The following is a 26026-nucleotide window of genomic DNA, read 5'->3' on the forward strand; positions in this document are numbered from 1 at the left end:
CGTGGGCTCAGTAGGCCGCGGCGTCGGGAAGCGTGCCGGGCAGCGCATCCAGCCCTGCGGCCATCTGCAGGCGCCGGCGCGTGAGCGGCCCGAAGCGCAGGCGTTCGCACAGCACGCCCAGCTGACCGGCATCGGCCACGCCGCGATGGAACGGGACTATCGCTGCGCCCAGTGGCGCATCCAGCGCGATCGTCGTCAGCTGCCGGCACAGCCGCGCCTGCGCCGCATGCTCACGCAACCGTGCGGCGGTCTGGCGCGCCCCGCGCAGGCGCAGGAACGGCACCTCGTCGACCCGTGCCAGCAGCGTTTCCAGGTCACCGAAGTGCGCCAGCAGGGCGGCCGCGGTCTTCGCGCCGATGCCGGGCACGCCGGGGATGTTGTCGATCGCATCGCCCGACAGCGCGAGGTAGCAGGGGATCTGGTCGGCGCGCACGCCGTGGCGGGCCGGCACCCCGGCCATGCCCCAGCGCTGGCCACGGGCGAAATCCCATTGCTCGTCGCCCTCGGCCAGCAGTTGCGACAGATCCTTGTCGGCGGACACCACCACCCCGCGCAGCCCGTGCATGCGCGCCTGCACCAGTGCGCTGCCGATCAGGTCGTCGGCCTCGTAGCGCGCATCGGCCAGCACCGCCAGCCCGAGTGCCTGCGCGAGCGCCTTGCAGTGCGTGAACTGCCGGCGCAGTTCCTCCGGTGCCGGCGGGCGGTTGGCCTTGTACTCGGCATAGATCGCATTGCGGAAGCAGCTGTCGAGCGCTTCGTCGAATGCCACGGCGATATGCCGCGGACGTTCGCGCTCCAGCAGTTCCAGCAGGAAGCGCGCGAAGCCGTGCACGGCATTGGTCGGCCAGCCTTCGCCGTCGCGGAACTCGTCGGGCATCGAGTGCCAGGCGCGGAACACGTACAGGCTGGCATCGACCAGATGGACCGGCGGCCGCGCCGGTTGCGCGCACGCGGGGTCCGGGCTGCCGGTGGCCAGCGGGGCGTCGCTCACGCCGGGGTCCAGTCGCGCAGCAGCGCGGCGGGATCCGGGCGCTCGCGTTCCGGCACATCGATGCGCGGCGTGCCCAGATGGATGAAACCGGCAATGCGCTCGTCGGGGCCGAGGCCGAGGAGCGCCATCACGTCCGGATCGAACGCGGGCCAGCCGGTCAGCCAGCTGCCGCCGTAGCCCAGTGCCTGGGCAGCCTGCAGCACCGCGAAACAGACGCAGCCGGCGGTCATCAGGCGCTCGGTCTCCGGAATGGTGTCCTCCGGGTCGAGCACGGCGATCACGGCCAGCACCAGCGGCGCGTGGGCGAACCGCTGGCGATCCTTGTCGACCGCGGCCGGGGCCGCCCCGGGACGCAGGCGCAGGCCGATCGTGGCCACCGCTTCGCCCAGCACATGGCGGGCGCCGCCCTCGATGCGCAGGAAGCGGAACGGCACCCGCTTGCCGTGGTCGGGCACGCGCACTGCCGAGCGCAGGATGCGCAGCAGTGTGGGATGGTCCGGCGCGGGCGCGCCGAGCTGGCGGGCGGGGGTGGACCGGCGCCGGTCGAGAAGCTCGAGGGTGCCGTCTTCAGCGGTATTCGGGATTGGCATCACAGACGCTCCACGCGCCATTCAGGATGGTATGCACATTCCGCCGTCGTTCGATGGCGAGCGTGTATTGTCCCCCGAATGAACAGTCTCGACGACCTCCCGGCCAGGCGTCCGGCGCGTCCCGGAAGCGCGCGCGGGCCCGAGCGCGTGCTCGAGACCCTGCAGCGCGAAGCGGTCACCGAGCTGGTCGGGGTGATGTCCGGCTTCTGGAGCACCATCGAGGAGCAGGTGCGCATCGCCGCCCTGGCCGGGCACGACTTCAGCGCGGCGCAGGAAGACCGGGTGGCCATCATGGCACTGGCGCCGCGCGCGCTGGAGCTTGCCACCCGCTACCGCGCGGCGATCGAGCAGGCGTTCGCACACTGGCGCGAGGCCGAACCCCGCGAGCCGGAGCGCGAAGGCGCGCTGGAGCTGATGTCGGAAGGGGATCTGGAGATCCATCTGGCCGGCCAGCAGATCATCGAGCTGCTCGATCACCAGTTCCTGCATCCGCTGACTGAACTCGACGAGCGCCTCGATGCGCTGGCGCATGCGCTCGGGCTGAAGGGCCGGCGCCTGAATCCGCTGCGCCCGGCGGTCGCGGTCACTGCGTTCGTGGAGCTGTTCGAGGCCGAGGACCTGACGCCGAGCCTGCGGCGCATGGTGTTCCAGCAGTTCGACAAGCGCCTGCCCAAGACCCTGGGCGATGTCTACGCGAGGGCCAACAGGACCCTGGCCGATGCGGCATTCACCGGCAACACGCCGGCGCCGCGCACGATCCAGCCCCCGCGCAGCCAGCAGCCGGCCGCGCCGGCGCCGGATGCGTGGGTGCCCGACGGCGGCACGGTCGAGGCCCGCGACACCGGCGCGCCGGGGTTCGACGGCGGCGACGCGCACACCGGTCAGTCCGCGTATGGCGGCGGCGTGGCCGAAGCCGCATCCGGCTATGCGATGCCCACCGCGCCGGCCGGCCATGTCGAGGGCCAGCCGCTGCGTTACCGCGACATCGTGCGCGAGCAGCTGCACGTCTGGCGCCGGCATGGCGGGTCCACGCTGGCCGGGCGCATGGGCGGGCATTTCAATACCGCGCCGGAAGCCGATTCCGCGCCTGACGAGCCTGCCAACGACGGGCAGTTCCTCGCCACCGATGACATGTTCAACATCGCCTCGCTGCTGCAGGGCGACGACCCGGCACCGTATGCGCGCGCGTTGGCCGGCGAGGACAAGCGCCCGCTCGGCGATGTCCTGCGCAGCCAGATCCTGGGCAGCGTGCGGCAGCTGGGCCTCGATCCGGAGCGGGTCCGCTTCAGCGCCGACGAGGAGGACGCGATCGACCTGGTCGGCATCCTGTTCCAGTCCCTGGTCGAGGCCAACGACCTGCTGCAGCGGGCGCGCGCCATGTACGGGAAGCTGGTGATGCCCTACCTGAAGGTGGCGCTGGTGGACGATTCCCTGTTCAACCGCCGCTCGCATCCGGCGCGCAAGCTGCTCGATGCACTCACCGAGGCCTGCGACGGCAACAGCGGCGAGACCGCGCGCGACCAGGAGACGCTCGACCACGCCGAGCGCGCGGTCGACCGCGTTGTCGCCGAATTCCAGGACGACGCGGCAATCTTCGAGCTCGCCGCAAGCGAGCTGCGGGACCAGCTCGACCAGCAGCGCAAGCGCGCCGAGATCGCCGAGCGCCGCATCGCCGAATCGATCTACGGCCGCGAGCGGCTGCAGCTGGCGCGACGCGCCGCCGAGGAACTGGTGGCCTCGCGGCTTGCCGACCGGCCGATGACCGCCGCGGTCGCGCATTTCCTCGACGAACACTGGCGCCACCACCTCACCCAGACCTGGCTGCGCGAAGGCGCGGAGGCCGAGCGCTACCACCTCGCCGTCGGGCTTGGCGACGCGATGCTGCAGGTCGACGCCGATGCCGCGCAGGTGCGCGGCGCCGCGGTCGCGGCACAGCTGCTCGCCCTGCAGGCGCCTCTGGGCGAGTGCTATTCCAGCTGCGGCCTGGATGCCGCCAGCGCCCGCGAGGCGATGGCGCGCATCATCGCCGCGCTGGCGATGCCCGATACCGCGCGCCAGGTGCACACCCCGCGCGCCGACGAGGTCGACGAGTTCGAACAGGACGACGGCCTGCCGCCGCTGCGCCTGGTCGGCGGTACCGACACCCTGGAGTTCGACCCGGCGATCGCCGCGCGGATGCGTCGCCTCAAGGTGGGGCAGGGCGTGCGCCTGATCGACCGCGCCGGGCACGAGACCGCTGCCCGGATCGCCTGGATCAGCCCGCTGACCTCGCGTTTCCTGCTGGTCAACCGGCGCGGCATCCGCAAGCTGGTGGTATCGCCCGAGGAACTGGCGGCCATGGTCGCCGCCGGCCGCGCGGTGGTGCGCTCGGTGGATGCACCGTTCGACGAGGCGATGAAGCAGCTCTGGCAGCGGCTCAACCATGCGCCACGGGCACCGCTGAAGGCGGCGGTCAACGCCGGCTGACAGCCAGCCGCGACAGTCCACGGGGCACGTGCCGCACGGTCGCATTCAAGGTTTTCGCGCCGTTGCCGATAGCGGGATGTATCCCCGCAGGCGTCGACATGCGCCGGCACCGTATCGCTTAGGCTAGCGGCGGCCGCCCGCCGGGGGTGGACAGGCGGAGTCGATGGGACGCGACGGCAACATGGACACTACGGCGGCGGCTCCGCCCCGTGTCTTCGACGATCTCAGGCGTGGCATGTGCACGCGGCTGGCGCCCTTGCTGGCGGAGGCGATCGCGGCTGCGCGCCGCGAGTGCGACGGGCTCGCGCTGCAGGATCCGCCGCCGCCCGGGCTGCTCGAGGATCGCACCGACCTGTTGCTGCTCACGCGCCAGTCCACCAGCTATGAACGCCGCTGGCAGGAGCGCTTCCTGCAGGGCACCCAGGGCTGGCCGCACACCGATGGCGCGCCCGCGCAGGGCGATGCCTACGCCCTGGTCAGCGACGACGAGCTGCAGGCGCAGCTGATCGGCGAGCCGGTGATCGGCGCGCTGGAGCGCCGGCACGCCGACATCCTCGACACCATCGACCGCCGGCTGTACTCACTGGCCGCCTGCCTGGGCAGCCAGTCACGCCCCGGCAATCCTTTCGCTCCGCGCGCGCTGGTGCAGGCCTACCTGGGTGCCGTCACCGTGCACGACTGCAACCCGCGCGTGCGCGCCGCCGTGTTGCGCCATTACGAACGCCAGGCCGGCGATCGCCTCGGCGATCTGTACACATGGCTCAACAGCGAGTTGGCCGATGCCGGCTATGCGATGGCGTCGGGCAGCGAGGAGGCGATGCTGCTCGGGTCCGTCGGCATCGCGACCGGCCGTGACACGGTGTGGTCGCAGGGCAATGCGCTGGCGCCGCGCGCCTCGACCTGGCGGCCGCAGGCGGGCCAGCCCGCGGCACCCCGGCGCACGCCCGCCGATGCGGTGCGCGGCAACCTGTTGCGCGAACGGGTGCGCCGCGCGCGGCCCGCGGATGGCGCACGCGAGATGCGCGCCGAGGAACTGCTGGCCCTGCTCTCGCTGCTGCAGGCCGAGCCCGACGCGTTGCTGGCGGTGCGCGGGCAGCCATCGATCGGGCGCGTACTGCGCGACTGCCTGTCGCAGGTCGGTGAGCGCATCGGCATCCAGCACGGCACCGCGGTGCCGGCGCAGGTGCAGGACGACACCATCGAGCTGCTGGGGCGGCTGTTCGACGAGCTTGCCTCGTCGCATGCGCTCGGGCCGGCGGCGCTCGACCGGCTGGCCCGGCTCACGCTGCCCTTCCTGCGCCTTGCACTGGAGGATGCCTACCTGTTCGACGAGGCGCCGGGGCATCCGGCGCTGCAGGTGCTGGCGCGGCTGGTGGAGTGCTGGGACGCCAATCCCTGCGAGCTGCCCGCCGAGCAGGAGCTGCACACGCTCGCCGACCAGGTGGCGCAGGCCATCATCGACGAATACCACGGCAACAACGGGCTGTTCGAGCAGTTGCTGCGGCGCATGGACCAGGCCATCGAGCCGCTGCAGCGACGCGCGGAACTCGCGGAGAAGCGCGTGTGGCAGGCGATCCGGGGTCGCGAGCGGCTTGCCGCTGCGCGCCGCGATGCCGACGCGCGCCTGCATGTGCTGCTCATGCGTGGTCCACTGCTGCCCAGCGTGGGCGAGTTCCTTGCCGAGCCGTGGCGGCAGCTGCTGGTGCAGACCTGGCTGCGTGATGGCGTCGACTCGGTGCGCTACCGCGACGCCGTGGCGCTGGGCGAGGCGATGCAACGGCTGGACGCGGACGCGCGCAGCGGCGTCGGCCGCGCGGTCGCCGATGGATTGATCGCCATCGAGCCGGCATTGCGCGACTGCTGCGCCGCCTGCGGCCTGGATGCCGATGCGGCGACCCGCCTGCTGTCCGGGCTGGTCGCCGATCTGGCACAACCCGACGCCCCGCGTACTCCGCAGGCGATGACGCCACTGGCGCCGGAAGGCGATGGATTCGATCCCGTCACGCACGGGGTGTCGCCCGGCATCGAGCCGCTCGCCGTCGGCCAACGCGTGGTCGATCAGCGGCCGGGCGTGGCACCGCGGATGCTGCGGCTGGCCTGGCGCAGCCCGATCAGCAGCGCCAGCCTGCTGGTCAACCTGCAGGGCGCACGCGAGCGGCTTTGCACGGCCGCCGAACTCGCCGGGGCGATCGCCCGCGGTGAACTGCTGCCCCGCCCGTTGCCGGGGCCGGTGGACGCCGCCCTGCGGCGGCTGGAGCAGGGCGCGCCCTGACCGGTTGCAGCTGGCCTTGCCCTGCGCGTGGCTGCGCGGCCCGGCGCGCCAGCGCACGCGGGCGGGCGGCGACGCGACGGCACGTGCCGGATGACTTCCGCTGCGCCGGCTCCTAGGATCGGGAGCGGGCAGGGACGAACGGGGAACGGGCATGGCGATCACGATCGGGGTTGCGCGCGAGCGCGCGCAGGGCGAGCGACGCGTGGCCGCCACGCCGGAAACCTGCCGCAAACTGGTCGCCGCTGGCGCCCGCGTGCAGCTGGAGCGCGGCAGCGGCGACGGTGCGTACTTCGCCGATGCCGAGTACGCCGCGGCCGGGGTGCAACTGGTCGATGACGGGGCTGCGGCGCTCCAGGGCGCCGACGTCGTGCTCTGCGTGCAGGCGCCGGCAGCGTTGCAGCTCGACGCGCTGCAGGCCGGCGCGGTCCTGGTCGGCATCCTGCAGCCCGAAGCCGACGAGGCCCGCGGCGACGCGATCCGCGCGCGCGGGCTGCTCGCCTTCCCGCTGGAACGCCTGCCGCGCACCACCCGTGCGCAGTCGATGGACGTGCTGAGCTCGCAGGCCGGGATGGCCGGCTACAAGGCGGTACTGATCGCCGCACAGCTCGCCCCGCGCTTCTTTCCGATGCTCACCACGGCCGCGGGCACCATCCGCCCGTCGAAGGTGCTGGTGATCGGTGCCGGCGTGGCCGGCCTGCAGGCGATCGCCACTGCGCGCCGCCTCGGTGCGCAGGTGGAAGGCTTCGACGTGCGCCCGGAAACGCGCGAACAGATCGAATCGCTCGGCGCGCGCTTCCTCGACCTCGGCGTGAGCGCCGCCGGCGAGGGTGGCTATGCGCGCGCGCTGAGCGACGAGGAACGCGCCGAACAGCAGCGCCGGCTGGCCGAGCACCTGCGCGGCATCGACGTGGTGGTGTGTACGGCGGCGGTGCCCGGGCGCCCGGCGCCGAGGATCATCACCGCGGCGATGGTGGCCGGCATGCAGCCCGGCAGCGTGATCGTCGACACGGCGGCGGAAACCGGCGGCAACTGCGAGGCCACCCGTCCCGGCCAGACCCACGACGTCGGTGGCGTGACCGTGGCCGGCCCGCTGCACCTGGCAAGCCTCGGCGCCCGCCATGCCAGCGAGATGTACGCGCGCAACGTGCTGAATTTCGTGCAGCTGCTGCTGGCCGATGGCGCGCTCGCGTTCGACTGGAGCGACGAGCTGCTGGCAAAGACGGTGTGGCCGGCGGTGCCGGCGGCGGACGCCGCGGCGACCGCCTGAGAGGAGCGACGCGCCTCAGTCGCGCGGGCGGTTGGTCTCCAGCCAGCGCTGGCGTTCCTCGGCGGACATCGTCTTCCAGCGCGTGCGCAGCGCCTCGCGCTCGGCCTCGGGCAACCGCCGCATGTGCTGGTAGAACACGCGGGCTTCGGCCCGGCGTTCAGGCGACATGTCCTCCCAGCGCTTCATGCCCTGGCGGGCGCGGTCGCGCTGTTCGGGGGTCATCTGCCGCCAGCGTTCGGCATGGCGCAGCATCCGCTGGCGGGCCTCGGGGCTCGCGTCCCAACGGTCGCGGACCGGCTGGACGAGGAGGTCGCGCTGCGTGGCGTCGAGCTGGTCCCAGGCCGGCAGCGCGGGCGTGTTTTCACTGGCGGTGGGCGGCGTGGCGAAGGCGGAGCCGGTGAGGCCCAGCAGCGCGGCGAGGAGGCAGGTACGGATCGGTGTCATCGGGGTCACTCCATCGCCACCGGCTGCGCCTCGATCGAGGCCAGCCACAGGAACATATCGGGGTCTTCTTCCAGCGTCGCCAGCGGGTCGGCGGCTGGCAGCACCATCGGCGCCGGGGCCTGCCGGGCCACCAGGGGTCCGGTGTGGGGCGCCGGGGTGCCGGTGTCCGGGAGCAGCTGCATCCCCACGAAGGCGGCCATCGCCAGCACACAGGCGCTGGCGAGTGCGAACACCGGCCGCCGCGTCGGCGCCGGCGCCGGCGACGGAGCGCTGCGCGGGCGCAGCCGCGCTAGCGTGCGCGGGGGGACCTGCCGCAGGGCGTCGTCGTGCAGGCGACGTGCGGCATGGTCGAAGCGGTCCTGCGGACCGTGGTGGGCGGTCATCGGAAATCCTCCAGTTGCCGTTGCAGCGCCTCGCGGGCGCGCGAAAGATGGGTTTTCACCGAGCCGTCGCTGCAGCCCATGACCCGTGCGGTGGTCGCCACGTCGAGTTCTTCCAGGATCCGCAGGGTGAAGGCTTCGCGCTGGCGACGTGGCAGCGTGCGCAGCGCCGCGACGAGGGCGGTGTAGGCCTCGCGCGAGTCCTGCGCGCGCGAGGGGTCCGGGCTGGCGTCGGCCCAGTCGAGGCTGGTGTCGGCGGTGCCACCGGCATCGGTCATCCAGCCCAGGCGGAACATGCGCCGGCGCTGGATGTCGACGATGCGGCTGCGCAGGATGGTCCAGAACAGCGCGGTCCATTCCTCCGGCGGGCGGTCGCGGTAGCCGAGCATGCGGGTCATCGCATCCTGCACCGCGTCCAGCGCGTCCTCGCGGTGGCGCAGGCCGATCTCGGCGAAGCGGAATGCCCGCGTGCGTACCCCAGCGAAGAACGCGTCCAGCGTGGCCGGCGCCGCGACATCGGCGGCCGCGTGATCGGCGGGGCCGGTCACGGGCATGCGGGTGCGGGCGGTGGGCAGGCTGCCATCCACGATGTGGGCGGGCCTCGGTGAGGGGTCGGGACTGTCAACGCATGGGGTCGGCGGCGGTTGACACGCACGCCGTGCACGGTGGGCGCGCCCGGGTATGATCGGGCGGGGGCGGGCAAGGGGAGCGTGCGCATGGGCGACGGATTCGTGGCGCTGTACATCTTCATGCTGGCGGCGATCGCGGGGCACGTGATCATCGCCCGCGTGCCGGTGATCCTGCATACGCCGTTGATGTCGGGCAGCAACTTCATCCACGGCATCGTACTGATCGGCGCGATGATCGTGCTCGGCCACGCCGAGACCACGACGGAGAAGGTGATCGGCTTCGTCGCGGTGCTGATGGGCGCGGGCAACGCGGCCGGCGGTTACGTGGTGACCGAGCGCATGCTCGACATGTTCAGGTCGTCCAGGAAACCGGGGCCGAAGGCATGAGCGCCGGGGAGATCCTCGATCTCGTGGTCAGGGCCAGCTACCTGGTCGCCGCCACGCTGTTCCTGCTCGGCCTGCAGCGCATGGCCTCGCCGCTGACCGCGCGCAGCGGCATCCGCTGGGCCGGGGCCGGCATGCTGGTCGCCACCGCCGCCACGTTCCTGCAGCCGGGGCTCGGCAATATCCCGCTGATCGTGCTGGCGATCGCCATCGGCACCGCGCTGGCGTGGGTGTCGGGCAAGCGCGTGGCCATCACCGACATGCCGCAGATGGTGGCGCTGTACAACGGCCTCGGCGGCGGCTCGGCGGCGGCGATCGGGGCGGTGGAGCTGCTGCGCTGGAGCGATGCCGGCGCGGCGCCGTCGCAGGTTGCGCTGGTGCTGGCGGTGCTGGGCGCGCTGATCGGCTCGGTGGCGCTGTCGGGCTCGATCATCGCCTGGGCCAAGCTCGACGGCCGCATGGACAGGCGTTACAGCTTCCCCGGCATGCAGATGTTCAACGCGGCGGTGTTTCTCGCCGCGCTGGTGCTGGGCGGCCTGCTGGTGCATGCGCTGGGCATGCCGCTGGTGGTGGCGTTCTTCATCGTCGCGCTGGCGCTGGGCGTATTGATGACGCTGCCGATCGGCGGCGCCGACATGCCGGTGGTGATCTCGCTCTACAACGCGCTCACCGGCCTGGCGGTGGCGTTCGAGGGCTATGTGCTGGGCAACGAGGCGCTGATCATCGCCGGCATGATGGTGGGCGCGGCGGGCATCCTGCTGACCCGGCTGATGGCGAAAGCCATGAACCGCTCGATCGCCAGCGTGCTGTTCTCGAGCTTCGGTGGCGCCGGCGCCGCCGGGGCCGCAATCGAGGGCACGCAGAAACCGATCGAGGCCGGCGACGTGGCCGCGATGATGGCGTTCGCCGAGCGCGTGGTGATCGTGCCCGGCTACGGCATGGCGGTGGCGCAGGCCCAGCACAAGATCTGGGAACTGGCGCAACGGCTGATCGAGCGCGGGGTCAAGGTGAAGTTCGCGATCCACCCGGTGGCCGGGCGCATGCCCGGGCATATGAACGTGCTGCTGGCGGAAGCCGGCGTGCCGTACGACCTCATCGCCGACATGGAGGACATCAACGCCGAATTCGCCAATACCGATGTCAGCCTGGTGATCGGCGCCAACGACGTGGTCAACCCGGTGGCGAAAACTGATCCCGCATCGCCGATCTACGGCATGCCAATCCTCGACGTGGTGGAGTCGAAGAACACCATCGTCATCAAGCGCGGCAAGGGCACCGGTTTTGCCGGCATCGAGAACGCGCTGTTCTACGCCGACAACACGCGCATGCTCTATGGCGATGGTGCGGAGATGGCCGGTGCGCTGGTGAGCGAGCTGAAGGCGCTCGACTCCGGCCACTGAAAGCCGCCGCGCCGCGCGAGATCGATCGTCACCGCGACAGCACCGCGGCGATCACCAGCGAAGCCCCGAACCACGCCAACGCCACCGCATCCAGTGCCAGGCCCGCGATCACCCACGCAAGCGACGGGCCGAGCCTGAGGGCGGACTCCCATGGCAGCAGCCCGAACATGCTGCCGACCTGGCCCGCGATCACCCCCCACTGCGCCAGCACGATGATGGTTGCGGTCACCAGCGCGCCTGCGAGGGCGCGTGGCGGGCCGGGGCGCATGCGCACCAGCCGCAGCAGCAGCGCGGCATCGAGTGCCGCGACCACGGCCATCGCATGCAGCGGACGGCCGAAGCCGCCAGCCAGCAGCACCCAGATCGCCGCGAAGCCGACACAGCCCACCGCGAGCACGACAAGGTCGAAGGCGCGGAAGGCGACGGACTTGCGCGCAGGCTCGAGGGCGGTCATCAGCAACGGACGGGCAGGGCGCGCCAGCATACCGGGATCGGCGTGCGTCGCCGGCTCCGGGCGCGTTGCACGGCGACGGCACGCAGCATTCCGGGATCCGCGTGAGCCGCAGGGCACGGTGATCCGGGCGCGCCGCTACAATGCACGGCTTGCACGCGCCGATCGCGCCCCCATCTCCGGCCCATGTACTCCCGTAGCAGCGAACCCGTCCGTTTCGAGCGCGATTGCGCCGCCGTTCTCGTCCCCCAGGGCGAGGAAGTGACCCTGCCTGCCGGCAGCGCCGGTTACATCACCCAGGCGCTGGGTGGCAGCTATACGGTGTTCGTCGAGGGCAACCTCTTCCGCATCGCCGGCCGCGATGCCGATGCGATCGGCAAGGAACCGCCGGAACCGCTGGAGCTGCCGGACGACGCCGACGATGCCGCGGTCGAGCAGCTGGTCTGGAAGCAGCTGCGTACCTGCTTCGATCCCGAAATCCCGATCAACGTGGTCGATCTCGGCCTGGTCTACGAAGCCGTGGTGCACCCCCCCGTGGACGGCAACAGGACGGTCGAGGTCAAGATGACGCTGACCGCGCCCGGCTGCGGCATGGGCGACATCCTCGTCGACGACGTGCGCAGCAAGCTCGAGATGATCCCGACGATCTCCGAGGCCGATGTCGAACTGGTGTTCGACCCGCCGTGGAACCGCAGCATGATGTCCGAGGCGGCCCGGCTCGAGACCGGCATGTACTGACGCAGCACCGCTGCGTCCGCGTCGCGACCGACGCGTTCCGTCGGAATTCCGGCACCCAATCTCCCGATCCGTGATGGCTATCGCATTCATGCGATGACGGCCGACGGTTTGTTGTCTTGCGTTCACCATGAACGGTCGCTTAGCGTCAGTTCGTGCACGCAACACGTCATACGTCGCCACTCTCCGGCTGAGTGCACGCCCGCAGCCGGCGTCGAGCAGTCCACCCTCACGGAGGCCGCGCGGCCTCCCCCGCCCGGGAGTATCCGATGTCCGTGTCCCATCAGCGCATCCGCATGCGGGTGCTGGCGATCGCCACCGCAACCGCCCTGTCGTCCGTCGCCGTGCCCGCGCTCGCCGGCGAGCGGCTCAACCTGGGCGGCCTGCAGTCGGCAGATCTCCACGACCGTTTCATCGTCAAGTACCGCGACGGCACCGCTGCGAGCTCCGATAGCGCCGCGCTGCAGCGGCAATTGCAGACGGCCGCACGTGCGGTGCCGGCCAGCAAGGGTGCGCCACTGGCGGTGCGCGCGCTGCGGCGTACCGGCACCGGCGCCGAGGTGGTGACCACCGGCCGCAAGCTCGACCGCGCCGAGGCGGAAATGCTGATGCGGCAGATCGCCGCGGATCCTGCAGTGGAATACGTCGAGGTCGACCAGGTGCTGCAGATCGCGCTGTCGCCCAACGACCCGCGCTACAGCCAGCAGTGGGGCTACTTCAACGCCACCGGCGGCATCCGCGCCGACCAGGCCTGGGACGTGGCCACGGGCGCAGGCGTGGTGGTCGCGGTGCTCGATACCGGCAGCACCAGCCATAGCGACCTCAACGGCAACACGATTGCGGGCTACGACATGGTCAGCGACGCCACCGTCGGCGGCGACGGCAACGCGCGTGACGCCGACCCGTCCGATCCGGGCGACTACTACGGCAGCGACCCGTCGAGCTGGCACGGCACCCATGTCGCCGGCACCGTCGCCGCGCTGACCAACAACGGCACCGGCGTGGCCGGTACCGCGTTCAATGCAAAGGTGTCGCACGTGCGCGTGCTTGGCCGCGGTGGCGGCTACACCTCGGACATTGCCGACGGCATCATCTGGGCCTCGGGCGGATCGGTGCCCGGGGTGCCGGCCAACCAGAACCCGGCCGAGGTCATCAACCTGAGCCTCGGCGGCGGTGGCAGCTGCGGCAGCACCACCCAGAACGCGATCAACGGTGCGGTGTCGCGTGGCACCACGGTGGTGGTGGCGGCCGGCAACAGCAATGCCAACGTGTCCGGGTTCACCCCGGCCAACTGCGCCAACGTGATCGCGGTGGCGGCGACCGACCAGAACGGATCGCGCGCCAGCTTCTCCAACTACGGCACCGGCATCGACGTGTCGGCACCCGGCGTGGGCATCGTCTCCACCCTCAACAGCGGCACCCGCGCGCCGGGCACGGAAAGCTACGCGTCCTACAACGGCACCTCGATGGCGGCCCCGCACGTGGCCGGCGTGGTCGCGCTGATGCAGTCCGCGGCGTCCACGCCGCTGACGCCGGCGCAGGTCGAAAGCATCCTCAAGAGCACCGCGCGGCCGTTGCCGGGGGCCTGCTCGGGCGGCTGCGGCGCGGGCATCATCAATGCGAAGGCCGCGGTGGATGCAGCGGCCGGTGGTGGCGGTGGCCCGGGCCCGGATCCGGATCCGCCGGGCGGCGGCGCGCTGCAGAATGGCGTCCCGGTGACCGGGGTCGCCGGCGGCGCCGGCAGCAGCCAGTACTGGACGATCACCGTGCCCGCCGGTGCGACCAACCTCGACATCGCGATGTCCGGCGGCAGCGGCGATGCCGATCTCTACGTCCGTTTCGGCTCGCAGCCGACCACCTCGGCGTATGACTGCCGGCCCTACCGCAGCGGCAATGCCGAGAGCTGCAGCTTCGCCGCGCCGCAAGCCGGTACGTACCACGTGATGATCCGCGGCTATTCCACGTTCTCGGGCATCACCCTGACCGGCCGCTTCAATGCCGGAAGCGGTGGCGGCGGCAACCAGCTGCAGAAGGGCGTGCCGGTCACCGGGATCTCGGGCGCGGCCAGCAGCAGCCGCACCTGGACCTTCAGCGTACCGGCCGGCGCCAGCAACCTGAGCTTCGCGATGTCCGGCGGCAGCGGCGATGCGGACCTCTACGTGCGCCGCGGCGCGGCGCCGACCACCTCGGTCTACGACTGCCGCCCGTACCGCACCGGCAACAACGAGAGCTGCACCTTCGCCAGCCCGCAGTCCGGGACCTGGCACGTCACCGTGCGCGGCTATTCCGCGTATTCCGGCGTCAGCCTCGTGGGCAACTACACCGGCAACTGAGCCCGGCCGTCCGGGTGGCAGGTGCCGCCCGGACCCACGCAGCGCCGCGTGCGATCGCCACGGCGCGACCACTCCGCAACGAAGGATGGACCTGACGATGAAACGATGGATTGCGATGCTGCTGGCCGGCTCGGCGGCTGCCGGAGCCGCCGCCGGTGAACGCCCCGCGGCGTTCGACCACCGCCTGCCGGCCGAGCACACGGTCGAGGTGCGCACCATGCCGCGCGTGGACAACGCCCGGCTGCTGGCCGAGGACCTGCGCAACCGCGCGCCGCGCCGCGACGCGCCGGTGCGCTTCGCGACCCCGCACAGGGTGTCGATCACCCCGGTGGACGCAGGCGACTGGGACGAGATCGACGCCGACACCCTGGTGTGGCGGCTGCGGGTGGAGTCGAAGGGCGCGCTGTCGCTGAACTTCGGTTTCGACGAGTACCGCATGCCCGAGGGCGGGCACATGCTGATCTATCCCGCCGGCCTGCCCGAGGACGCCGAGCCCGGCGCGATCCGTACCTTCACCGCGGCAGACAACAAACCGCACGGTGCGCTGTGGACACCGGTGGTGCCCGGGGACCACGCGGTGATCGAGGTGGTGGTGCCGAAGGACCGCGCGGATGAGCTGCGCCTGCGCATCGGCAGCGTCAACCACGACTATGTCGGCTTCGGCCGGCTGGCCCGTGCCGGTTCGCTGGAACAGGCGGCCGGCGTGTCGGGCTCGTGCAACGTCGACGTGGCCTGTCCGGCCGGCGACGACTGGCGCCAGCAGATTCCGGCAGTCGGGGCGTACTCGCGTTTCGGCACGCTCTACTGCACCGGCTCGCTGGTCAACAACACCGCCAGCGACCGCAGCATGTACTTCCTCACCGCGCACCACTGCGGCATGGGCACCGCGGACGCGGCGGCATCGATCGTCGTCTACTGGAACTACGAGAACTCCACCTGCCGCGTCCCGGGCAGCCCTGAGAGCGGCGCCAACGGCGACGGCAGCATGGCGCAGAACCAGACCGGTGCCACCGTGAAGGCGACCTGGGCCACCTCCGACTTCACCCTGCTGGAGCTCGACGATCCGGCCAACCCGGAGTTCAACCTCAGCTGGAACGGCTGGGACCGCCGCGACATCACCTACAACGGCGCCACCGGCATCCACCACCCGCGCGTGGCGGAGAAGCGCATCACCCACTCCAACAACCCGCTGGTGATCGAGGGCTACCTCGGCAACGCCGGCAACAGCCACCTCAAGGTGCAGTGGAACCCGCAGGGCACCACCGAGGGCGGCTCGTCGGGCTCGCCGATCTTCAGCCCGGACAAGCGCGTGATCGGCCAGCTGCATGGCGGCTACGCCTCGTGCAGCACCACCGGCTCGCAGCACGTCGACTGGTACGGCCGCATCCACACCTCGTGGGCCGGCGGCGGCACCGATGCCACCCGGCTGAGCACCTGGCTCGACCCGGCGGGCACCGGGGCGCAGTTCATCGATGGCATCGGCGGTGCGGGCCAGCCCGGTGATCCGGTCGCAGGGTTCAGCTGGACGGTCGACGACGAGACGCTCACGGTGGCGTTCACCGACACCTCCACCGACGATGGCGACATCGTGGCCTGGAGCTGGGACTTCGGCGACGGCACCACCTCCGACGAGGCCGATCCGGTCAAGACCTACGACGAGGCCGGCGTGTACACGGTCACGCTGACGGTGACCGACGACGAGGGCAACAGCAATTCGCACAGCCAGTCGATCGAGGTCGGCGACACCGGCCCGGATGCGATCGAACTGCTCAACCGGACGCCCGTGCGCGGCGTGGCGGGCGGTGCCGGCGAGGAACTGCTGTACCGCATCGACGTGCCGGAAGGTGCCAGCGGGCCGCTGAGCATCCTCACCTCGGGCGGCAGCGGGAACCTCAGCCTGTATGTGTCCTTCGAGGCCGAGCCGACCGAAGCGGAGCATGACGCCCGTTCTGCGCGGCCGGGCAACAGCGAGAGCGTGCGCATCGCCAACCCGCAGCCGGGCAGCTACTACATCAAGCTGGTCGGCGAGACCGCGTTGGCCAACGTCACCCTGCAGGCCCGCCACAACTGAGGCCTGCGCCGGCCCCGCTTCCAGCGAAATGGAAGCGGGCCCGACGGCCGGCGCCGGTGCCGCGGGCGCGCCACGGCCGACAGGCCTATGCTGAGGGCACATCCCACTGGAGACGTGCCATGCGCCCGATCCCCGTGTTGTGCATGGTCCTGGCGGCCCTGTGCTGCGGCGCGACGGTAACGGCACGCGAGCACACCGCGATGGCCGAGTCCGATACCGCTGCCGCGCAGCAACGCTGGCACCGTTTCATCGTGAAGTACCACGCGCATACCGATGCCGGTCGCGACGCCGCGGCCGTGGCGCCGCGGCTCGAACGCATCGCCAGGGAGGCCGGACTGCACACGCATGGCACGCAGCCGGCATTGCGCTGGGAGCGCCGGCTGGGCGTCGGTGCGGATCTGGTGGTCGCCGATCCGCCGCTGGACCACGACACCGCCCAGCGCCTGTTGCGGGCGTTGGCCGAGGACCCGGATGTCGAGTACGCCGAGCCCGACGGCATGATGCAGCGCGCGCCCGGGCCCGCGCAGCGCGAACCGATGATGCGCGGCGACTGACCCGCGCCGACCGGCGTCCGCCGTCGCCCTGCGGGCCGCTCGCGTCAGCCCACCGCTTCGAAACGGTTGGCAGCCACGTTCTTGCGCACCGCGGTCGGATCCCAGATGCGGCCGTTCATGGCGATATAGACGCCCGGCGGCAGCGACTGCACGGCGCCCACGGCGGTGCCGATGTTGAATTCCGCGTCCGAACCACGGAAGCGCGCCGGGTTGAGCGCGCCGGTGAGCACGATCGTGCGGTCCGGGATCGACGCCAGCGCGCGTGCGGTATCGACCATCGAATCGGTACCGTGGGTGATCAGCACGTGCCTGGCCGGCTGCGCGGCGACGGTGGCGCGGATCAGTTCGCGATCGTCGTCGGTGATGTGCAGCGAATCCTTGCGCAGGATCGGGATCACGCTGAAACGGAACGCCACCCCCAGCTCCTCGAGGATCCGGCCGATCTGCGGCGCACCCACCTGGAAGTCCGACTTGTCGTCGAAATAGACCTTGTCTATGGTGCCACCCGTGGTGACGATCAGCAGTTCTTGCATCAGGGATTGGTATCCGGTGGGAGGCGTGCGTCGCGGGAGGGACGCAGCGAAAGCGGGACGGGACCGCGGATTTTCGGCCACCCATGCCGGAGCGGCAACCGGCGTGGTGCGGTGCCTAGGCCGCGCGGCGCCCGAATCGTGCCTGCAGGCCGGGCCAGCTGGCGCTGCCGATGACGAGCAGGGACAGCGTGAGCAGCGCCCATGCGTAGCCACGGGCGGCCGGGGTGCTCCAGGCTTCCATGACTGCGTGCGAGAACCAGAAGAGACCGAAGACGCCGGCCCAGAAGCGTGCCCGCGCGCTGCCGGCAAGCACGCCGCCCGCCAGCAGCAGTGGCGGCGCCACCAGCACGGCCAGCGCGGCGACGAGATGCTCGCCACGTGCGAGCCACACGGCATAGACGGCCGCCAGCGCGACGAGGGCCGCGACCAGCAGCCAGTGCGCGGCGCCACGCTTCATGCGAGCTTCGCCGCAAGCTGCGCTACCCGACGGCCCAACGCCCGGGCGAGCGCGGCTTCGTCATCGGTGGGTTGCGGATCGTCATTGGCACCGGCCACGTGGCTGGCGCCATACGGAGTGCCGCCGCCGGTGGTGCTATGGAGTTGCGGCTCGGTGTAGGGAATGCCCGCGACCACGCAGCCGTGGTGCAGCAGCGGGATCAGCATCGACAGCAGCGTGGCTTCCTGGCCGCCGTGATGGGTGGCGGTGGAGGTGAACACCGCCGCCGGCTTGCCGACCAGGGTGCCGCTGGCCCATTCGGCGCCGAGACCGTCGATGAAGTGCTTGAGCGGCGCGGCCATGTTGCCGAAGCGGGTGGGGCTGCCCAGCAGCAGGCCGGCGCATTCGGCGAGATCCGCACGCTCGACGTAGGGCGCGCCTTCCTCGGGCACCGGCGGCTCGGCGGTCCGGGTGACCGTGGCCACCGGCGGCACCGTGCGCAGGCGCGCCTGCATGCCGTCCACCTCGCCGATGCCACGCGCGATATGCCGCGCCAGCCGCGCCACCGAACCGCCGCGGCTGTAGTAGAGGACAAGGATGTCGGGCATGGCGCGCTCCTGCTCGGATAGCGGGCAAGGATAGGGCATGCGCGCCATGCCCTCCCGCCCTGTGCCGGGCGCGACCGATGCATGCACGACGTTCGGTTACGCTTCGGCCGATGGAACCGCTGGATACCCTGACCCGCTGGAGCGAACGGATGACCGACCGTGCGCGGTCCGTTTCGTTCCTGCGTTTCCTGTGGCGGCGTTTCGTCGACGACCGCCTGTTCGAGGCCGCCGGCGCGCTCGCGTTCACCACGGTGTTCGCACTGGTGCCGCTGAGCATGGTGGTGTTCGGCGTGCTGTCGGCGTTCCCGGTGTTCGAGTCCTGGAGCGCGCAGCTCACCGACTACATCTTCTCCAACTTCGTGCCCGATTCCGCGCGCCAGGTGGAGCAGTACCTGCTGGGCTTCTCGCGCAACATCGGCCAGCTCACCGCGCTCGGCACCATCGCACTGGTGGTGTCGGTGCTGGTCACCCTGCAAGGGGTCGAGGCCACGCTCAACCGCATCTGGCGCGTGCGCACCACGCGCCCGAAGTTCGCGCGCTTCCTCGTCTACTGGACGGTGCTGACGCTGGGCGCGCTGGTTGCGGCGGCAAGCCTGGCGCTGTTCACCCGTTTCCTTGCGCTCGACATCTTCCACAGCACGCTGTCCGGACAGTGGCTGCAACGCGCGTTGCTGCAGCTGGCGCCGCTGGGGATCGAGCTGCTGGCGATCGCCGCGGTGTTCCGGGTGATCCCGCACCGCACCGTGCAGTGGCGCCACGCGTTCGCCGGCGCGTTGCTGTCGGCGCTGCTGCTGGAGCTGGCCAAGCGCGCGATCGCGCTGTACCTGGGCAGCTTCGACGGCTACGAGCGCATCTACGGCCAGGTCTCCTTCATCCCGGTGCTGTTGCTGTGGATCTACTTCTGCTGGCTGGCGATCCTGCTCGGCGCCTCGTTCGCCGCGTCGCTGTCGGCGTTCCGCTACCAGCCGGCGGCGATGCGGCTGCCGCTGGGCTACGAGGTGTTCGCGCTGCTGCGCATGCTCGGCCGCTTCGTCGAGGCGCGCAGGCAGGGGCGTGGCCTGCATACCGACGAGCTGATGGCGCTGGAGCCGTGCCTCACCGACGCACTGGCGCAGCAGTTCTTCGCCCAGCTGGAGGTCGCCAACATCCTCGCGCGGGCGGAAGGCGGTGCATGGCTGCTGGCCCGCGACCTCGACGACGTGACCCTGGTGGATCTTTACGAGGCCTGCCACCTGCGCATCCCGGTGCACGAGGCACACCTGCCATGCCACGACGACGCCCTCGGCCGCGCCTCGCAGGCAGCGCTCGACGACCTGCGCGTGCCGCTGCGCGACCTGCTCAAACGCCGCGTCGGCGACATCCATCCATCCCGCAAGGAGCTTGCCCCATGATCCGTCCCCTGGTGTCCGTCCTTGCCATCTGCCTGCTGGCCGCCTGCCAGCGCGAGGCGCCGCCGGCCGCGCCGGAAGAATCGGCATCGACGCCCGCGGCGCAGGCGCCCGTGGCCACCGACCAGGCCGCGCCACTCGAGCTGCGCGTCACCACCCTCGACGGCAGCGAATGGGACCTCGCCGCACAGCGCGGCAAATGGGTGGTGGTGAATTTCTGGGCGACCTGGTGCGCGCCGTGCCTGAAGGAGATGCCGGAGCTGTCGGCGCTGGGCGCGATGCGCGAGCACGTCGAGGTGATCGGCCTGGCCTACGAGGAGATCGAGCCGGAGGCGATGCGCGCGTTCCTGCAGAAGCATCCGGTGCTGTATCCGATCTCGATCGTCGACGTGTACGCCCCGCCGGCCGGGTTCGACCCGCCGCGCGGCCTGCCGATGACCTACCTCGTCGATCCGCAGGGCGTGGTGGCCGAGCAGTACCTCGGCCCGGTAACCGCGCAGGACATCGAGCGCGATATCGCCGCTGCCGGCGGGCCCGCCGTGCCGGTCGCCGACACCAGTTCCGGCGCATGAGTGCCGCGCGCTTCCTGGTCAGCGGCAGGGTGCAGGGGGTGTGCTTCCGGGCGTCCACCCGCGAGCAGATGCAACGCCTCGGGCTGCATGGGCATGCACGCAACCTCGACGACGGACGCGTGGAGGTGCAGGTGGACGGGGACGCGGAGGCCGTCGACGCACTCGCCGCCTGGCTCCGGCACGGTCCGCCGATGGCGCGGGTGGACGGGGTGCGGCGCGAAGACATCGATCCGGTCGGGGTCGAGCCTGTATCCGCCGACTGAGCCGCGCGGACGGATAGTGCGAACCGGCAGCGGACCCCTCGCGTTTTGCGATATGCGGTCGGCGAACACGTGCAGAAAGGTCGGTGCCGAAGCTGGAACGGTCCGCCGGTGCGCGGGAAGCCGCATCAACCATGGCAACGGCGGGTGCAAGGCGGATGTGGAACCTTCCGTGCCATCGTCGCCGCATCCGCACCGCACAAGCGGCGCCAGACTGGCTGCGTCGTGGCAGCTGCCACCCGCAACCGGAGACAGACCATGATCATCCTGCGACCCGCACACGAGCGCGGCCATGCCGACCACGGCTGGCTGGAGTCGTGGCACAGCTTCTCGTTCGCCAACTACCATGACCAGGACCACATGCACTGGGGACCGCTGCGGGTGATCAACGAGGACCGCGTGCAGCCCGGGCAGGGCTTCGGCACCCACAGCCATCGCGACATGGAGATCATCAGCTACGTCATCGACGGTGCGCTCGCGCATCGCGACTCGATGGGCAACAGCGCGACGATCGTGCCCGGCGAGGTGCAGCGCCTGAGCGCCGGCAGCGGCGTCACCCATTCCGAGTACAACCACGATCGCGAGGGCGTGACCCATTTCCTGCAGATCTGGATCCTTCCACGCATCGCCGGCATCGCACCGGGCTACGAGCAGCGCACGTTCTCCGATGCGCAGAAGCGCGGCCGCCTGCGGCTGGTGGCCAGCGCCGACGGTGCCGAGGGCTCGGTGACCATCCACCAGGACGCGCGGATGTACGCGGGACTGTTCGACGACGACGAACACGACGCGGTGCCTGTCGCCGCTGGACGCCTGGCCTATATGCACCTCGTGCGTGGCTCGGCGGTGGTGAACGGCCATGCGGTATCCGCAGGCGACGCGCTGCTCTACTGTGGCGAGCCCGAAGTGCGGGTCGAGCGCGGCGACGGCGCGGAGATCCTCGCGTTCGACCTGCCACGGCTCGAACCACAGTAACCGGAACCCACGATGCGACTGCGCAACACGCCGGAACGCTGGGGCGCCGTGAGCCAGCTGCTGCACTGGTCCATTGTGCTGCTGATCGGCTGGTTGGCGTGGCGTGGACTGACGATGGTCGACATGCCGGCGACGCCGGCCAAGATCGAAGCCTATGCGCGGCACAAGTCGCTGGGCCTCACCCTGCTGGCGCTGGTGGCGATGCGGCTGGCATGGCGGCTGTTCGCCGGCAGCCCCATCGCATTGCCCGGTACGCCGTCGTGGCAGGCGCGGCTGGCCTTGGTCACCCATGCCGGCATGTACCTGCTGCTGTTCGCCATCCCGCTCAGCGGCTGGCTGTTCAATTCCGCATCGGGCTATCCGCTGCAATGGTTCGGGCTATTCAACCTGCCGGCGCTTGCCGGGCGCGATGCCACGCTCGCGCAGTTTGCGCGGCAGCTGCACGGGTACGGCGTGTGGCTGCTGCTGGCGCTGGTGGCGCTGCACGCCGCCGCCGCGCTGTACCACCACGTCGTGCGGCGCGACGCGACCCTGCGGCGCATGCTGCCCGCCCTGTCCCGCACGCCGGCGCCGCGCCGGCCCATGGAGCACTGACATGAACTTCCACAACCCGCTGCTGCCGCTGCTGCTGGTGACATCCGCCCTCGTGGCACCCGCCTTCGCCGCCGACTACGTGCAGGCCTCCGGTGCGCTGACCTTCGCCAGCCAGTACCAGGGCGAGACCTTTGTCGGCAGCCTGCCGGGCTTCCGCACCACGATGCGCTTCGATCCCGCCGCACTGCAGGACGCCAGCCTCGACGTGGTCATCCCGCTGGCCGGCGCGGACACCGACAACGCCGATCGCGACAGCACGTTGAAGGCCGCCGACTTCTTCGACGTCGCCCGCTTCGCGCAGGCGCGCTACACCGCGCGCGGCTTCACCCGGCTGGGCGACGGCAGCTACAGCACCGATGGCACCCTCGAACTGCGCGGCGTGCGCAAGCCGGTCACGCTGACCTTCACCCTGAGCGACGGCGAGCGGCCGGCGCTCGCCGGACGCGCGAAAGTCAGCCGTCTGGACTTCGGCGTCGGCGGCGGCGACTGGGCCGACGTGTCGATCATTCCCGACGAGGTCGCGGTGTCGACCCGGGTCACCTTCGTGCCGGCGCCCTGAGCGACGCCGGCCGGTCGGCAGATCAGGACATCGGCTCCGGCGCGGCGCCGATGGCCGGCGGCAGCGGGATGAACTCCTGGTCGTCGAGGTCGGGCAGTTTCATCCGCCCGGCAGCCCAGTCGGCGCGCGCCTGCAGGATCCGCTCCTTCGACGAGGACACGAAGTTCCAGTCGATGAAGCGCGGGCCGACCGGCTCGCCACCCAGGGCCATCACCACAGCATCGCCGAGCGCGGCGATGGTTACCGCGGCGCCCGGTGCCAGTACCGCCATGCTGCCCGGTTCGATGCGCTGGCCATCGATTTCCACCGCGCCATCCGCCACGTAGACCGCGCGTTCCGGGTATGCCGGGGGCAGCGACACCCGCGTGCCGGCACGCAATCGCCAGTGCACATAGAACTGCGGCGAATCGATCGCCGCCGGTGAGCGGGTCCCGGCAAGCTCGCCGGCGATCAGCCGCGTCCAGACCCCGCCCTCGTCGAAGGTCGGCAGCTCGCCGGCGTCGTAGTGCCAGAAACCGGGCGCGATCTCCTCGTGTCCGTCCGGCAGGGCCACCCAGGCCTGGATGCCGTCCATCGGGCCGCCCACCGCGCGGCCCTGCTCGAAACGCTCGGAATGGGTGATGCCGCTGCCGGATGTCATCCAGTTCACCTCGCCGGGGCGGATCGGCTGCTCGGAGCCGACGCTGTCGCGATGCATGATCTCGCCCTCGAAGAGATACGTGATCGTCGACAGGCCGATATGCGGATGCGGGCGCACGTCGGCCGAACGCGGCAGGCCGGGCTCGAACATCGCCGGGCCCATGCGGTCGAAGAAGATGTACGGCCCGACCATGCGGCGTTTCGCGAACGGCAGCACGCGGCCGACTTCGAAGCCGCCGAGGTCGCGGCGGCGCGAGGCGATGACCAGCTCGATCATGTTGGATCTCCGGCAAGAGGCTCGGGCCCACTGTAGTCCCGGGGACCTGCGGGCGGCGCGTCCGACCGGCACGCGTGCACGGAAGCGGGTCGCGTACGGTTAACGGAAAATTGACGGCCATGCGGTGCGCCCCGAGAATGCGCCGCCGTGCATGCACGCGCGGCGTATACCCCACGCAGAAACAGGAGTTTCAGAATGATCAGGGAATTGCTTTTCGCCAGCGCGCTGGCTGCCGCCGCAATGCCGGCCGTTGCCGCCCAGGGCACCGGGTTCATGGCGATCGAAGCCGGCCGCAGCGACCTGTCGGTCGAGGGCGCCAAGGACAACGACACCGCCGTAGGCCTGCGCGGTGGCTACTACTTCCGCCCGCAGTTCGGCATCGAGGGTTTCGTCACCCGCTATGGCGCCGATACCAGCGGCCCCTGGCGTACCGAAGTGGACGGCATCGGCGTTGGCGTGTTCGGCAAAGCCAACTTTGGCGCCGAGGCCTATACCGGCTTCTACGTCAGCGGCCGGGCCGGCATCGCCCGCAACCGCGTCGAGGAGACGCTGCGCGGCGTGGAGTCGTGGGACGACAGCGACACCAACCCCTATGTCGGCGTTGGCGTGGGCTTCGACTACAGCCCCAATTTCGGCGTGGGCGTGCGCTACGACTACCAGGAGCCGAAGGTCGGCGACGTGCGGGTCAAGCTCGAAACGCTGACCGGAAGCGTCGAATACCGCTTCTGATCACCGCGCCGCATCATCGGGACGGCCGCCGAGTGCGGCCGTTCCTGTTTCCAGAGGCCGCGTTCACCCCTCGGTGGTGAACGACGGCAGCGGCGGCACGTGGTCGTAGCGTTCCGGCCGCAGCGGGCCGGGCAGCGGTGGCAGCGCCACCGGGGTGGCAGCGATGCGGTTGTCGGGCAGGCGGTCGAGCAGGTGGCGGATCAGGGTGAGCCGGCCACGGCGCTGGTCGTTGAAGTCGACGGTGGCCCAGGGTGCGTGCGCGGTATGCGTGGCCTCGAGCATGGCCTCGCGTGCACGGGTGTAGTCGTCGTAGCGCAGGCGCGCCTCGACATCCACCGGCGACAGCTTCCAGCGTTTGAGCGGATCCGCCAGGCGCTCGGCGAACCGGCGTTCCTGCTCGGCCTGGTCGCAGCCCAGCCAGTACTTGAACAGCAGCACGCCGTCGTCGACGAGCATCTTCTCGAAGGCCGGCACCTGCCGAAGGAACAGCGCCACCTCGTCCTCGCTGGCATAGCCCATCACCCGTTCGACGCCGGCGCGGTTGTACCAGCTGCGGTCGAACAGCACGATCTCGCCGGCGGCGGGCAGATGGGGCACGTAGCGCTGGAAATACCACTGCGTGCGCTCGCGGTCGCTGGGCGCGGGCAGGGCGACCACATGGCACTGGCGCGGGTTGAGGTGCTGCGCGATCGCCTTGATCACGCCGCCCTTGCCCGCCGTATCGCGGCCTTCGAAGATCACCAGCACGCGCTGCCCGCATTCCTTCGCCCAGCGCGCCATGTCGACCAGCTCGATCTGCATCGGCTCCAGGGCGGCCTCGTATGCCTTGCGCTTGAGTTGCTTCGCCATCACCGGCTCCGTCATTCGCGCAGCCGCGGCCGCAGCGTGGCGAGGTTGCACGGCCGCGTGCGCGCATCCAGCTGCTCGCGGATGATCCGCTCCCACGCGGTGCGGCAGGCCGATGTCGAGCCCGGCATGCAGAACACGAAGGTGGCGTTGGCCAGCCCGGCGAACGCCCGTGATTGCAGCGATGCCGTGCCGATCTCTTCGAAGCTGATCGCGCGGAACAGCTCGCCGAAGCCGGGCATCTGCTTGTCCAGCAGCGGCAGCAGCGCTTCCGGGGTGGCGTCGCGGCCGGTGAAGCCGGTGCCGCCGGTGACCAGCACGCCATCGATCGCGGGGTCGGCGATCCATTGCGACACCGCCGCGCGCAGGAGATAGCGGTCGTCGGGCAGCAGTGCGCGAGCGGCAAGGCGGTGGCCGGCGACTTCGATCGCGCCGGCGAGGTAGTCCCCGGAGCGGTCGTCGGCCGGTGTGCGGCTGTCGGAGACCGTCAGCACGCAGATGGAAAGCGGGATGAAGCCGTCGGATGCACTCATGCGGGGCAGGGTAGCCATGCACATGTGAGCGGGGAAGCGGCACGGCCGGGGGTGCCTGCGTGCACGCCCGTGCGTCCCCGGAAAACGGCTGCGCGCGGCCGCGTTGACCCGGA

28 protein-coding genes are annotated in these 26026 nt (G+C 71.0%); 16 read left to right on the forward strand and 12 right to left on the reverse strand.

The window, feature by feature from the left end; genetic code table 11:
• Positions 1 to 7 precede the first annotated feature (7 nt).
• Together LDO11_RS12830 and LDO11_RS12835 are read right to left on the reverse strand one after the other, a co-directional pair.
• A complete protein-coding gene (locus tag LDO11_RS12830; protein ID WP_232141926.1) occupies positions 8 to 976 on the reverse strand; it encodes a 5'-3' exonuclease in 969 nt (322 codons plus the stop codon).
• Between the two features lie 11 nt (positions 977 to 987).
• Positions 988 to 1581: a nitroreductase family protein gene (locus LDO11_RS12835; protein ID WP_232141887.1), complete on the reverse strand. Its 594-nt coding sequence runs from the start codon at positions 1579 to 1581 to the stop codon at positions 988 to 990.
• Positions 1582 to 1659: 78 nt separating this feature from the next.
• Between LDO11_RS12835 and LDO11_RS12840 the strand changes: the two genes are divergently transcribed.
• The 3 genes from LDO11_RS12840 to LDO11_RS12850 all read left to right on the forward strand — a co-directional run bounded on the left by LDO11_RS12840 (position 1660) and on the right by LDO11_RS12850 (position 7586).
• Positions 1660 to 4047, forward strand: coding sequence for a DUF1631 family protein (locus LDO11_RS12840; RefSeq protein WP_232141888.1), 2388 nt, complete (start codon positions 1660 to 1662; stop codon positions 4045 to 4047).
• Positions 4048 to 4210: 163 nt separating this feature from the next.
• On the forward strand, positions 4211 to 6319 hold the full coding sequence (locus LDO11_RS12845; RefSeq protein WP_232141889.1) for a DUF1631 family protein: 2109 nt from the start codon (positions 4211 to 4213) through the stop codon (positions 6317 to 6319).
• Positions 6320 to 6470: 151 nt separating this feature from the next.
• Positions 6471 to 7586 (forward strand): NAD(P) transhydrogenase subunit alpha, encoded by a 1116-nt coding sequence (locus LDO11_RS12850; RefSeq protein ID WP_232141890.1) that lies wholly within the window; start codon positions 6471 to 6473, stop codon positions 7584 to 7586.
• Positions 7587 to 7601: 15 nt separating this feature from the next.
• On the opposite strand, the gene LDO11_RS12855 is transcribed toward LDO11_RS12850, so the two are convergent.
• The 3 genes from LDO11_RS12855 to LDO11_RS12865 are packed head-to-tail and all read right to left on the reverse strand — an operon-like array spanning position 7602 to position 8964.
• Positions 7602 to 8030: a DUF3106 domain-containing protein gene (locus LDO11_RS12855; RefSeq protein ID WP_232141891.1), complete on the reverse strand. Its 429-nt coding sequence runs from the start codon at positions 8028 to 8030 to the stop codon at positions 7602 to 7604.
• A 5-nt stretch (positions 8031 to 8035) separates the two neighbouring features.
• Positions 8036 to 8413, reverse strand: coding sequence for a hypothetical protein (locus LDO11_RS12860; RefSeq protein ID WP_232141892.1), 378 nt, complete (start codon positions 8411 to 8413; stop codon positions 8036 to 8038).
• Positions 8410 to 8964, reverse strand: coding sequence for an RNA polymerase sigma factor (locus LDO11_RS12865; RefSeq protein ID WP_129136562.1), 555 nt, complete (start codon positions 8962 to 8964; stop codon positions 8410 to 8412). Before LDO11_RS12865 ends, LDO11_RS12860 begins: the two co-directional genes overlap by 4 nt.
• 162 nt (positions 8965 to 9126) lie before the next feature.
• Here LDO11_RS12865 and LDO11_RS12870 point away from each other — a divergent pair, with 162 nt between their 5' ends.
• Positions 9127 to 9426, forward strand: a complete 300-nt coding sequence (locus tag LDO11_RS12870) for an NAD(P) transhydrogenase subunit alpha part 2 (protein WP_129136561.1) — start codon at positions 9127 to 9129, stop codon at positions 9424 to 9426.
• Positions 9423 to 10823, forward strand: a complete 1401-nt coding sequence (locus tag LDO11_RS12875) for an NAD(P)(+) transhydrogenase (Re/Si-specific) subunit beta (protein ID WP_232141893.1) — start codon at positions 9423 to 9425, stop codon at positions 10821 to 10823. Before LDO11_RS12870 ends, LDO11_RS12875 begins: the two co-directional genes overlap by 4 nt.
• 28 nt (positions 10824 to 10851) lie before the next feature.
• On the opposite strand, the gene LDO11_RS12880 is transcribed toward LDO11_RS12875, so the two are convergent.
• Positions 10852 to 11307, reverse strand: a complete 456-nt coding sequence (locus tag LDO11_RS12880) for a hypothetical protein (RefSeq protein ID WP_232141894.1) — start codon at positions 11305 to 11307, stop codon at positions 10852 to 10854.
• A gap of 153 nt (positions 11308 to 11460) precedes the next feature.
• Here LDO11_RS12880 and sufT point away from each other — a divergent pair, with 153 nt between their 5' ends.
• From sufT to LDO11_RS12905, 4 genes are all read left to right on the forward strand, one after another.
• Entirely contained in the window at positions 11461 to 12012 is a 552-nt protein-coding gene (sufT, locus tag LDO11_RS12885; protein ID WP_232141895.1) for a putative Fe-S cluster assembly protein SufT, read from the forward strand.
• A 266-nt stretch (positions 12013 to 12278) separates the two neighbouring features.
• Positions 12279 to 14342: a S8 family peptidase gene (locus LDO11_RS12890; protein WP_435574648.1), complete on the forward strand. Its 2064-nt coding sequence runs from the start codon at positions 12279 to 12281 to the stop codon at positions 14340 to 14342.
• Between the two features lie 97 nt (positions 14343 to 14439).
• Positions 14440 to 16413 (forward strand): PKD domain-containing protein, encoded by a 1974-nt coding sequence (locus LDO11_RS12900; protein WP_232141896.1) that lies wholly within the window; start codon positions 14440 to 14442, stop codon positions 16411 to 16413.
• 119 nt (positions 16414 to 16532) lie between these two features.
• Positions 16533 to 16967, forward strand: coding sequence for a hypothetical protein (locus tag LDO11_RS12905; protein ID WP_129136555.1), 435 nt, complete (start codon positions 16533 to 16535; stop codon positions 16965 to 16967).
• 44 nt (positions 16968 to 17011) lie between these two features.
• On the opposite strand, the gene LDO11_RS12910 is transcribed toward LDO11_RS12905, so the two are convergent.
• From LDO11_RS12910 to wrbA, 3 genes are all read right to left on the reverse strand, one after another.
• Positions 17012 to 17500, reverse strand: coding sequence for an asparaginase domain-containing protein (locus LDO11_RS12910; protein WP_129136554.1), 489 nt, complete (start codon positions 17498 to 17500; stop codon positions 17012 to 17014).
• A gap of 115 nt (positions 17501 to 17615) precedes the next feature.
• Positions 17616 to 17957: a DUF2069 domain-containing protein gene (locus LDO11_RS12915; RefSeq protein ID WP_232141897.1), complete on the reverse strand. Its 342-nt coding sequence runs from the start codon at positions 17955 to 17957 to the stop codon at positions 17616 to 17618.
• A complete protein-coding gene (gene wrbA / locus LDO11_RS12920; protein WP_232141898.1) occupies positions 17954 to 18544 on the reverse strand; it encodes an NAD(P)H:quinone oxidoreductase in 591 nt (196 codons plus the stop codon). Before wrbA ends, LDO11_RS12915 begins: the two co-directional genes overlap by 4 nt.
• Positions 18545 to 18654: 110 nt before the next feature.
• On the opposite strand from wrbA, the gene LDO11_RS12925 reads away from it, so the two are divergent.
• The 6 genes from LDO11_RS12925 (at position 18655) to LDO11_RS12950 (ending at position 22889) form a co-directional block, all read left to right on the forward strand.
• A complete protein-coding gene (locus LDO11_RS12925; protein ID WP_232141899.1) occupies positions 18655 to 19935 on the forward strand; it encodes a YihY family inner membrane protein in 1281 nt (426 codons plus the stop codon).
• The gene (locus LDO11_RS12930) at positions 19932 to 20504 is read left to right on the forward strand and encodes a TlpA family protein disulfide reductase (RefSeq protein WP_232141900.1); all 573 of its coding nucleotides are present in this window, start codon (positions 19932 to 19934) and stop codon (positions 20502 to 20504) included. The genes LDO11_RS12925 and LDO11_RS12930 overlap by 4 nt, the downstream gene beginning before the upstream one ends.
• Complete coding sequence (locus LDO11_RS12935) at positions 20501 to 20767, forward strand: acylphosphatase (RefSeq protein WP_232141901.1); 267 nt, start codon at positions 20501 to 20503, stop codon at positions 20765 to 20767. Before LDO11_RS12930 ends, LDO11_RS12935 begins: the two co-directional genes overlap by 4 nt.
• 255 nt (positions 20768 to 21022) lie before the next feature.
• Positions 21023 to 21736: a pirin family protein gene (locus LDO11_RS12940; protein ID WP_232141902.1), complete on the forward strand. Its 714-nt coding sequence runs from the start codon at positions 21023 to 21025 to the stop codon at positions 21734 to 21736.
• A 12-nt stretch (positions 21737 to 21748) separates the two neighbouring features.
• Positions 21749 to 22330, forward strand: coding sequence for a cytochrome b (locus LDO11_RS12945; protein ID WP_232141903.1), 582 nt, complete (start codon positions 21749 to 21751; stop codon positions 22328 to 22330).
• A gap of 1 nt (position 22331) precedes the next feature.
• Positions 22332 to 22889: a YceI family protein gene (locus LDO11_RS12950; RefSeq protein ID WP_232141904.1), complete on the forward strand. Its 558-nt coding sequence runs from the start codon at positions 22332 to 22334 to the stop codon at positions 22887 to 22889.
• 22 nt (positions 22890 to 22911) lie between these two features.
• Here LDO11_RS12950 and LDO11_RS12955 read toward each other — a convergent pair whose 3' ends face one another.
• Entirely contained in the window at positions 22912 to 23805 is an 894-nt protein-coding gene (locus tag LDO11_RS12955) for a pirin family protein (protein WP_232141905.1), read from the reverse strand.
• Between the two features lie 195 nt (positions 23806 to 24000).
• On the opposite strand from LDO11_RS12955, the gene LDO11_RS12960 reads away from it, so the two are divergent.
• Positions 24001 to 24534, forward strand: a complete 534-nt coding sequence (locus tag LDO11_RS12960; RefSeq protein ID WP_232141906.1) for a porin family protein — start codon at positions 24001 to 24003, stop codon at positions 24532 to 24534.
• Between the two features lie 63 nt (positions 24535 to 24597).
• On the opposite strand, the gene ppk2 is transcribed toward LDO11_RS12960, so the two are convergent.
• Both ppk2 and moaB read right to left on the reverse strand, forming a co-directional pair.
• Positions 24598 to 25383: a polyphosphate kinase 2 gene (ppk2, locus tag LDO11_RS12965; RefSeq protein ID WP_232141907.1), complete on the reverse strand. Its 786-nt coding sequence runs from the start codon at positions 25381 to 25383 to the stop codon at positions 24598 to 24600.
• Positions 25384 to 25394: 11 nt separating this feature from the next.
• Entirely contained in the window at positions 25395 to 25913 is a 519-nt protein-coding gene (gene moaB / locus LDO11_RS12970) for a molybdenum cofactor biosynthesis protein B (protein WP_232141908.1), read from the reverse strand.
• Positions 25914 to 26026: the final 113 nt, after the last annotated feature.

The sequence above is a fragment of the Alterluteimonas muca genome (genome assembly GCF_021191595.1).
Taxonomy (GTDB): Bacteria; Pseudomonadota; Gammaproteobacteria; order Xanthomonadales; family Xanthomonadaceae; genus Luteimonas; species Luteimonas muca.

What these genes read in the sequence shown, in the direction of transcription:
- LDO11_RS12955 (WP_232141905.1), bottom strand. Translation starts at nt 23,805, where the DNA reads ATGATCGAGCTGGTCATCGCCTCGCGCCGCCGCGACCTCGGCGGCTTC.
- LDO11_RS12935 (WP_232141901.1), top strand. Translation starts at nt 20,501, where the DNA reads ATGAGTGCCGCGCGCTTCCTGGTCAGCGGCAGGGTGCAGGGGGTGTGC.
- LDO11_RS12860 (WP_232141892.1), bottom strand. Translation starts at nt 8,413, where the DNA reads ATGACCGCCCACCACGGTCCGCAGGACCGCTTCGACCATGCCGCACGT.
- LDO11_RS12835 (WP_232141887.1), bottom strand. Translation starts at nt 1,581, where the DNA reads ATGCCAATCCCGAATACCGCTGAAGACGGCACCCTCGAGCTTCTCGAC.
- LDO11_RS12940 (WP_232141902.1), top strand. Translation starts at nt 21,023, where the DNA reads ATGATCATCCTGCGACCCGCACACGAGCGCGGCCATGCCGACCACGGC.
- LDO11_RS12915 (WP_232141897.1), bottom strand. Translation starts at nt 17,957, where the DNA reads ATGAAGCGTGGCGCCGCGCACTGGCTGCTGGTCGCGGCCCTCGTCGCG.
- LDO11_RS12900 (WP_232141896.1), top strand. Translation starts at nt 14,440, where the DNA reads ATGAAACGATGGATTGCGATGCTGCTGGCCGGCTCGGCGGCTGCCGGA.
- LDO11_RS12930 (WP_232141900.1), top strand. Translation starts at nt 19,932, where the DNA reads ATGATCCGTCCCCTGGTGTCCGTCCTTGCCATCTGCCTGCTGGCCGCC.
- LDO11_RS12875 (WP_232141893.1), top strand. Translation starts at nt 9,423, where the DNA reads ATGAGCGCCGGGGAGATCCTCGATCTCGTGGTCAGGGCCAGCTACCTG.
- LDO11_RS12850 (WP_232141890.1), top strand. Translation starts at nt 6,471, where the DNA reads ATGGCGATCACGATCGGGGTTGCGCGCGAGCGCGCGCAGGGCGAGCGA.
- LDO11_RS12870 (WP_129136561.1), top strand. Translation starts at nt 9,127, where the DNA reads ATGGGCGACGGATTCGTGGCGCTGTACATCTTCATGCTGGCGGCGATC.
- LDO11_RS12960 (WP_232141906.1), top strand. Translation starts at nt 24,001, where the DNA reads ATGATCAGGGAATTGCTTTTCGCCAGCGCGCTGGCTGCCGCCGCAATG.
- wrbA (WP_232141898.1), bottom strand. Translation starts at nt 18,544, where the DNA reads ATGCCCGACATCCTTGTCCTCTACTACAGCCGCGGCGGTTCGGTGGCG.
- LDO11_RS12945 (WP_232141903.1), top strand. Translation starts at nt 21,749, where the DNA reads ATGCGACTGCGCAACACGCCGGAACGCTGGGGCGCCGTGAGCCAGCTG.
- LDO11_RS12910 (WP_129136554.1), bottom strand. Translation starts at nt 17,500, where the DNA reads ATGCAAGAACTGCTGATCGTCACCACGGGTGGCACCATAGACAAGGTC.
- sufT (WP_232141895.1), top strand. Translation starts at nt 11,461, where the DNA reads ATGTACTCCCGTAGCAGCGAACCCGTCCGTTTCGAGCGCGATTGCGCC.
- LDO11_RS12865 (WP_129136562.1), bottom strand. Translation starts at nt 8,964, where the DNA reads ATGCCCGTGACCGGCCCCGCCGATCACGCGGCCGCCGATGTCGCGGCG.
- LDO11_RS12840 (WP_232141888.1), top strand. Translation starts at nt 1,660, where the DNA reads ATGAACAGTCTCGACGACCTCCCGGCCAGGCGTCCGGCGCGTCCCGGA.
- LDO11_RS12950 (WP_232141904.1), top strand. Translation starts at nt 22,332, where the DNA reads ATGAACTTCCACAACCCGCTGCTGCCGCTGCTGCTGGTGACATCCGCC.
- moaB (WP_232141908.1), bottom strand. Translation starts at nt 25,913, where the DNA reads ATGAGTGCATCCGACGGCTTCATCCCGCTTTCCATCTGCGTGCTGACG.
- LDO11_RS12845 (WP_232141889.1), top strand. Translation starts at nt 4,211, where the DNA reads ATGGGACGCGACGGCAACATGGACACTACGGCGGCGGCTCCGCCCCGT.
- LDO11_RS12925 (WP_232141899.1), top strand. Translation starts at nt 18,655, where the DNA reads ATGGAACCGCTGGATACCCTGACCCGCTGGAGCGAACGGATGACCGAC.
- LDO11_RS12855 (WP_232141891.1), bottom strand. Translation starts at nt 8,030, where the DNA reads ATGACACCGATCCGTACCTGCCTCCTCGCCGCGCTGCTGGGCCTCACC.
- LDO11_RS12880 (WP_232141894.1), bottom strand. Translation starts at nt 11,307, where the DNA reads ATGCTGGCGCGCCCTGCCCGTCCGTTGCTGATGACCGCCCTCGAGCCT.
- LDO11_RS12890 (WP_435574648.1), top strand. Translation starts at nt 12,279, where the DNA reads ATGTCCGTGTCCCATCAGCGCATCCGCATGCGGGTGCTGGCGATCGCC.
- ppk2 (WP_232141907.1), bottom strand. Translation starts at nt 25,383, where the DNA reads ATGGCGAAGCAACTCAAGCGCAAGGCATACGAGGCCGCCCTGGAGCCG.
- LDO11_RS12905 (WP_129136555.1), top strand. Translation starts at nt 16,533, where the DNA reads ATGCGCCCGATCCCCGTGTTGTGCATGGTCCTGGCGGCCCTGTGCTGC.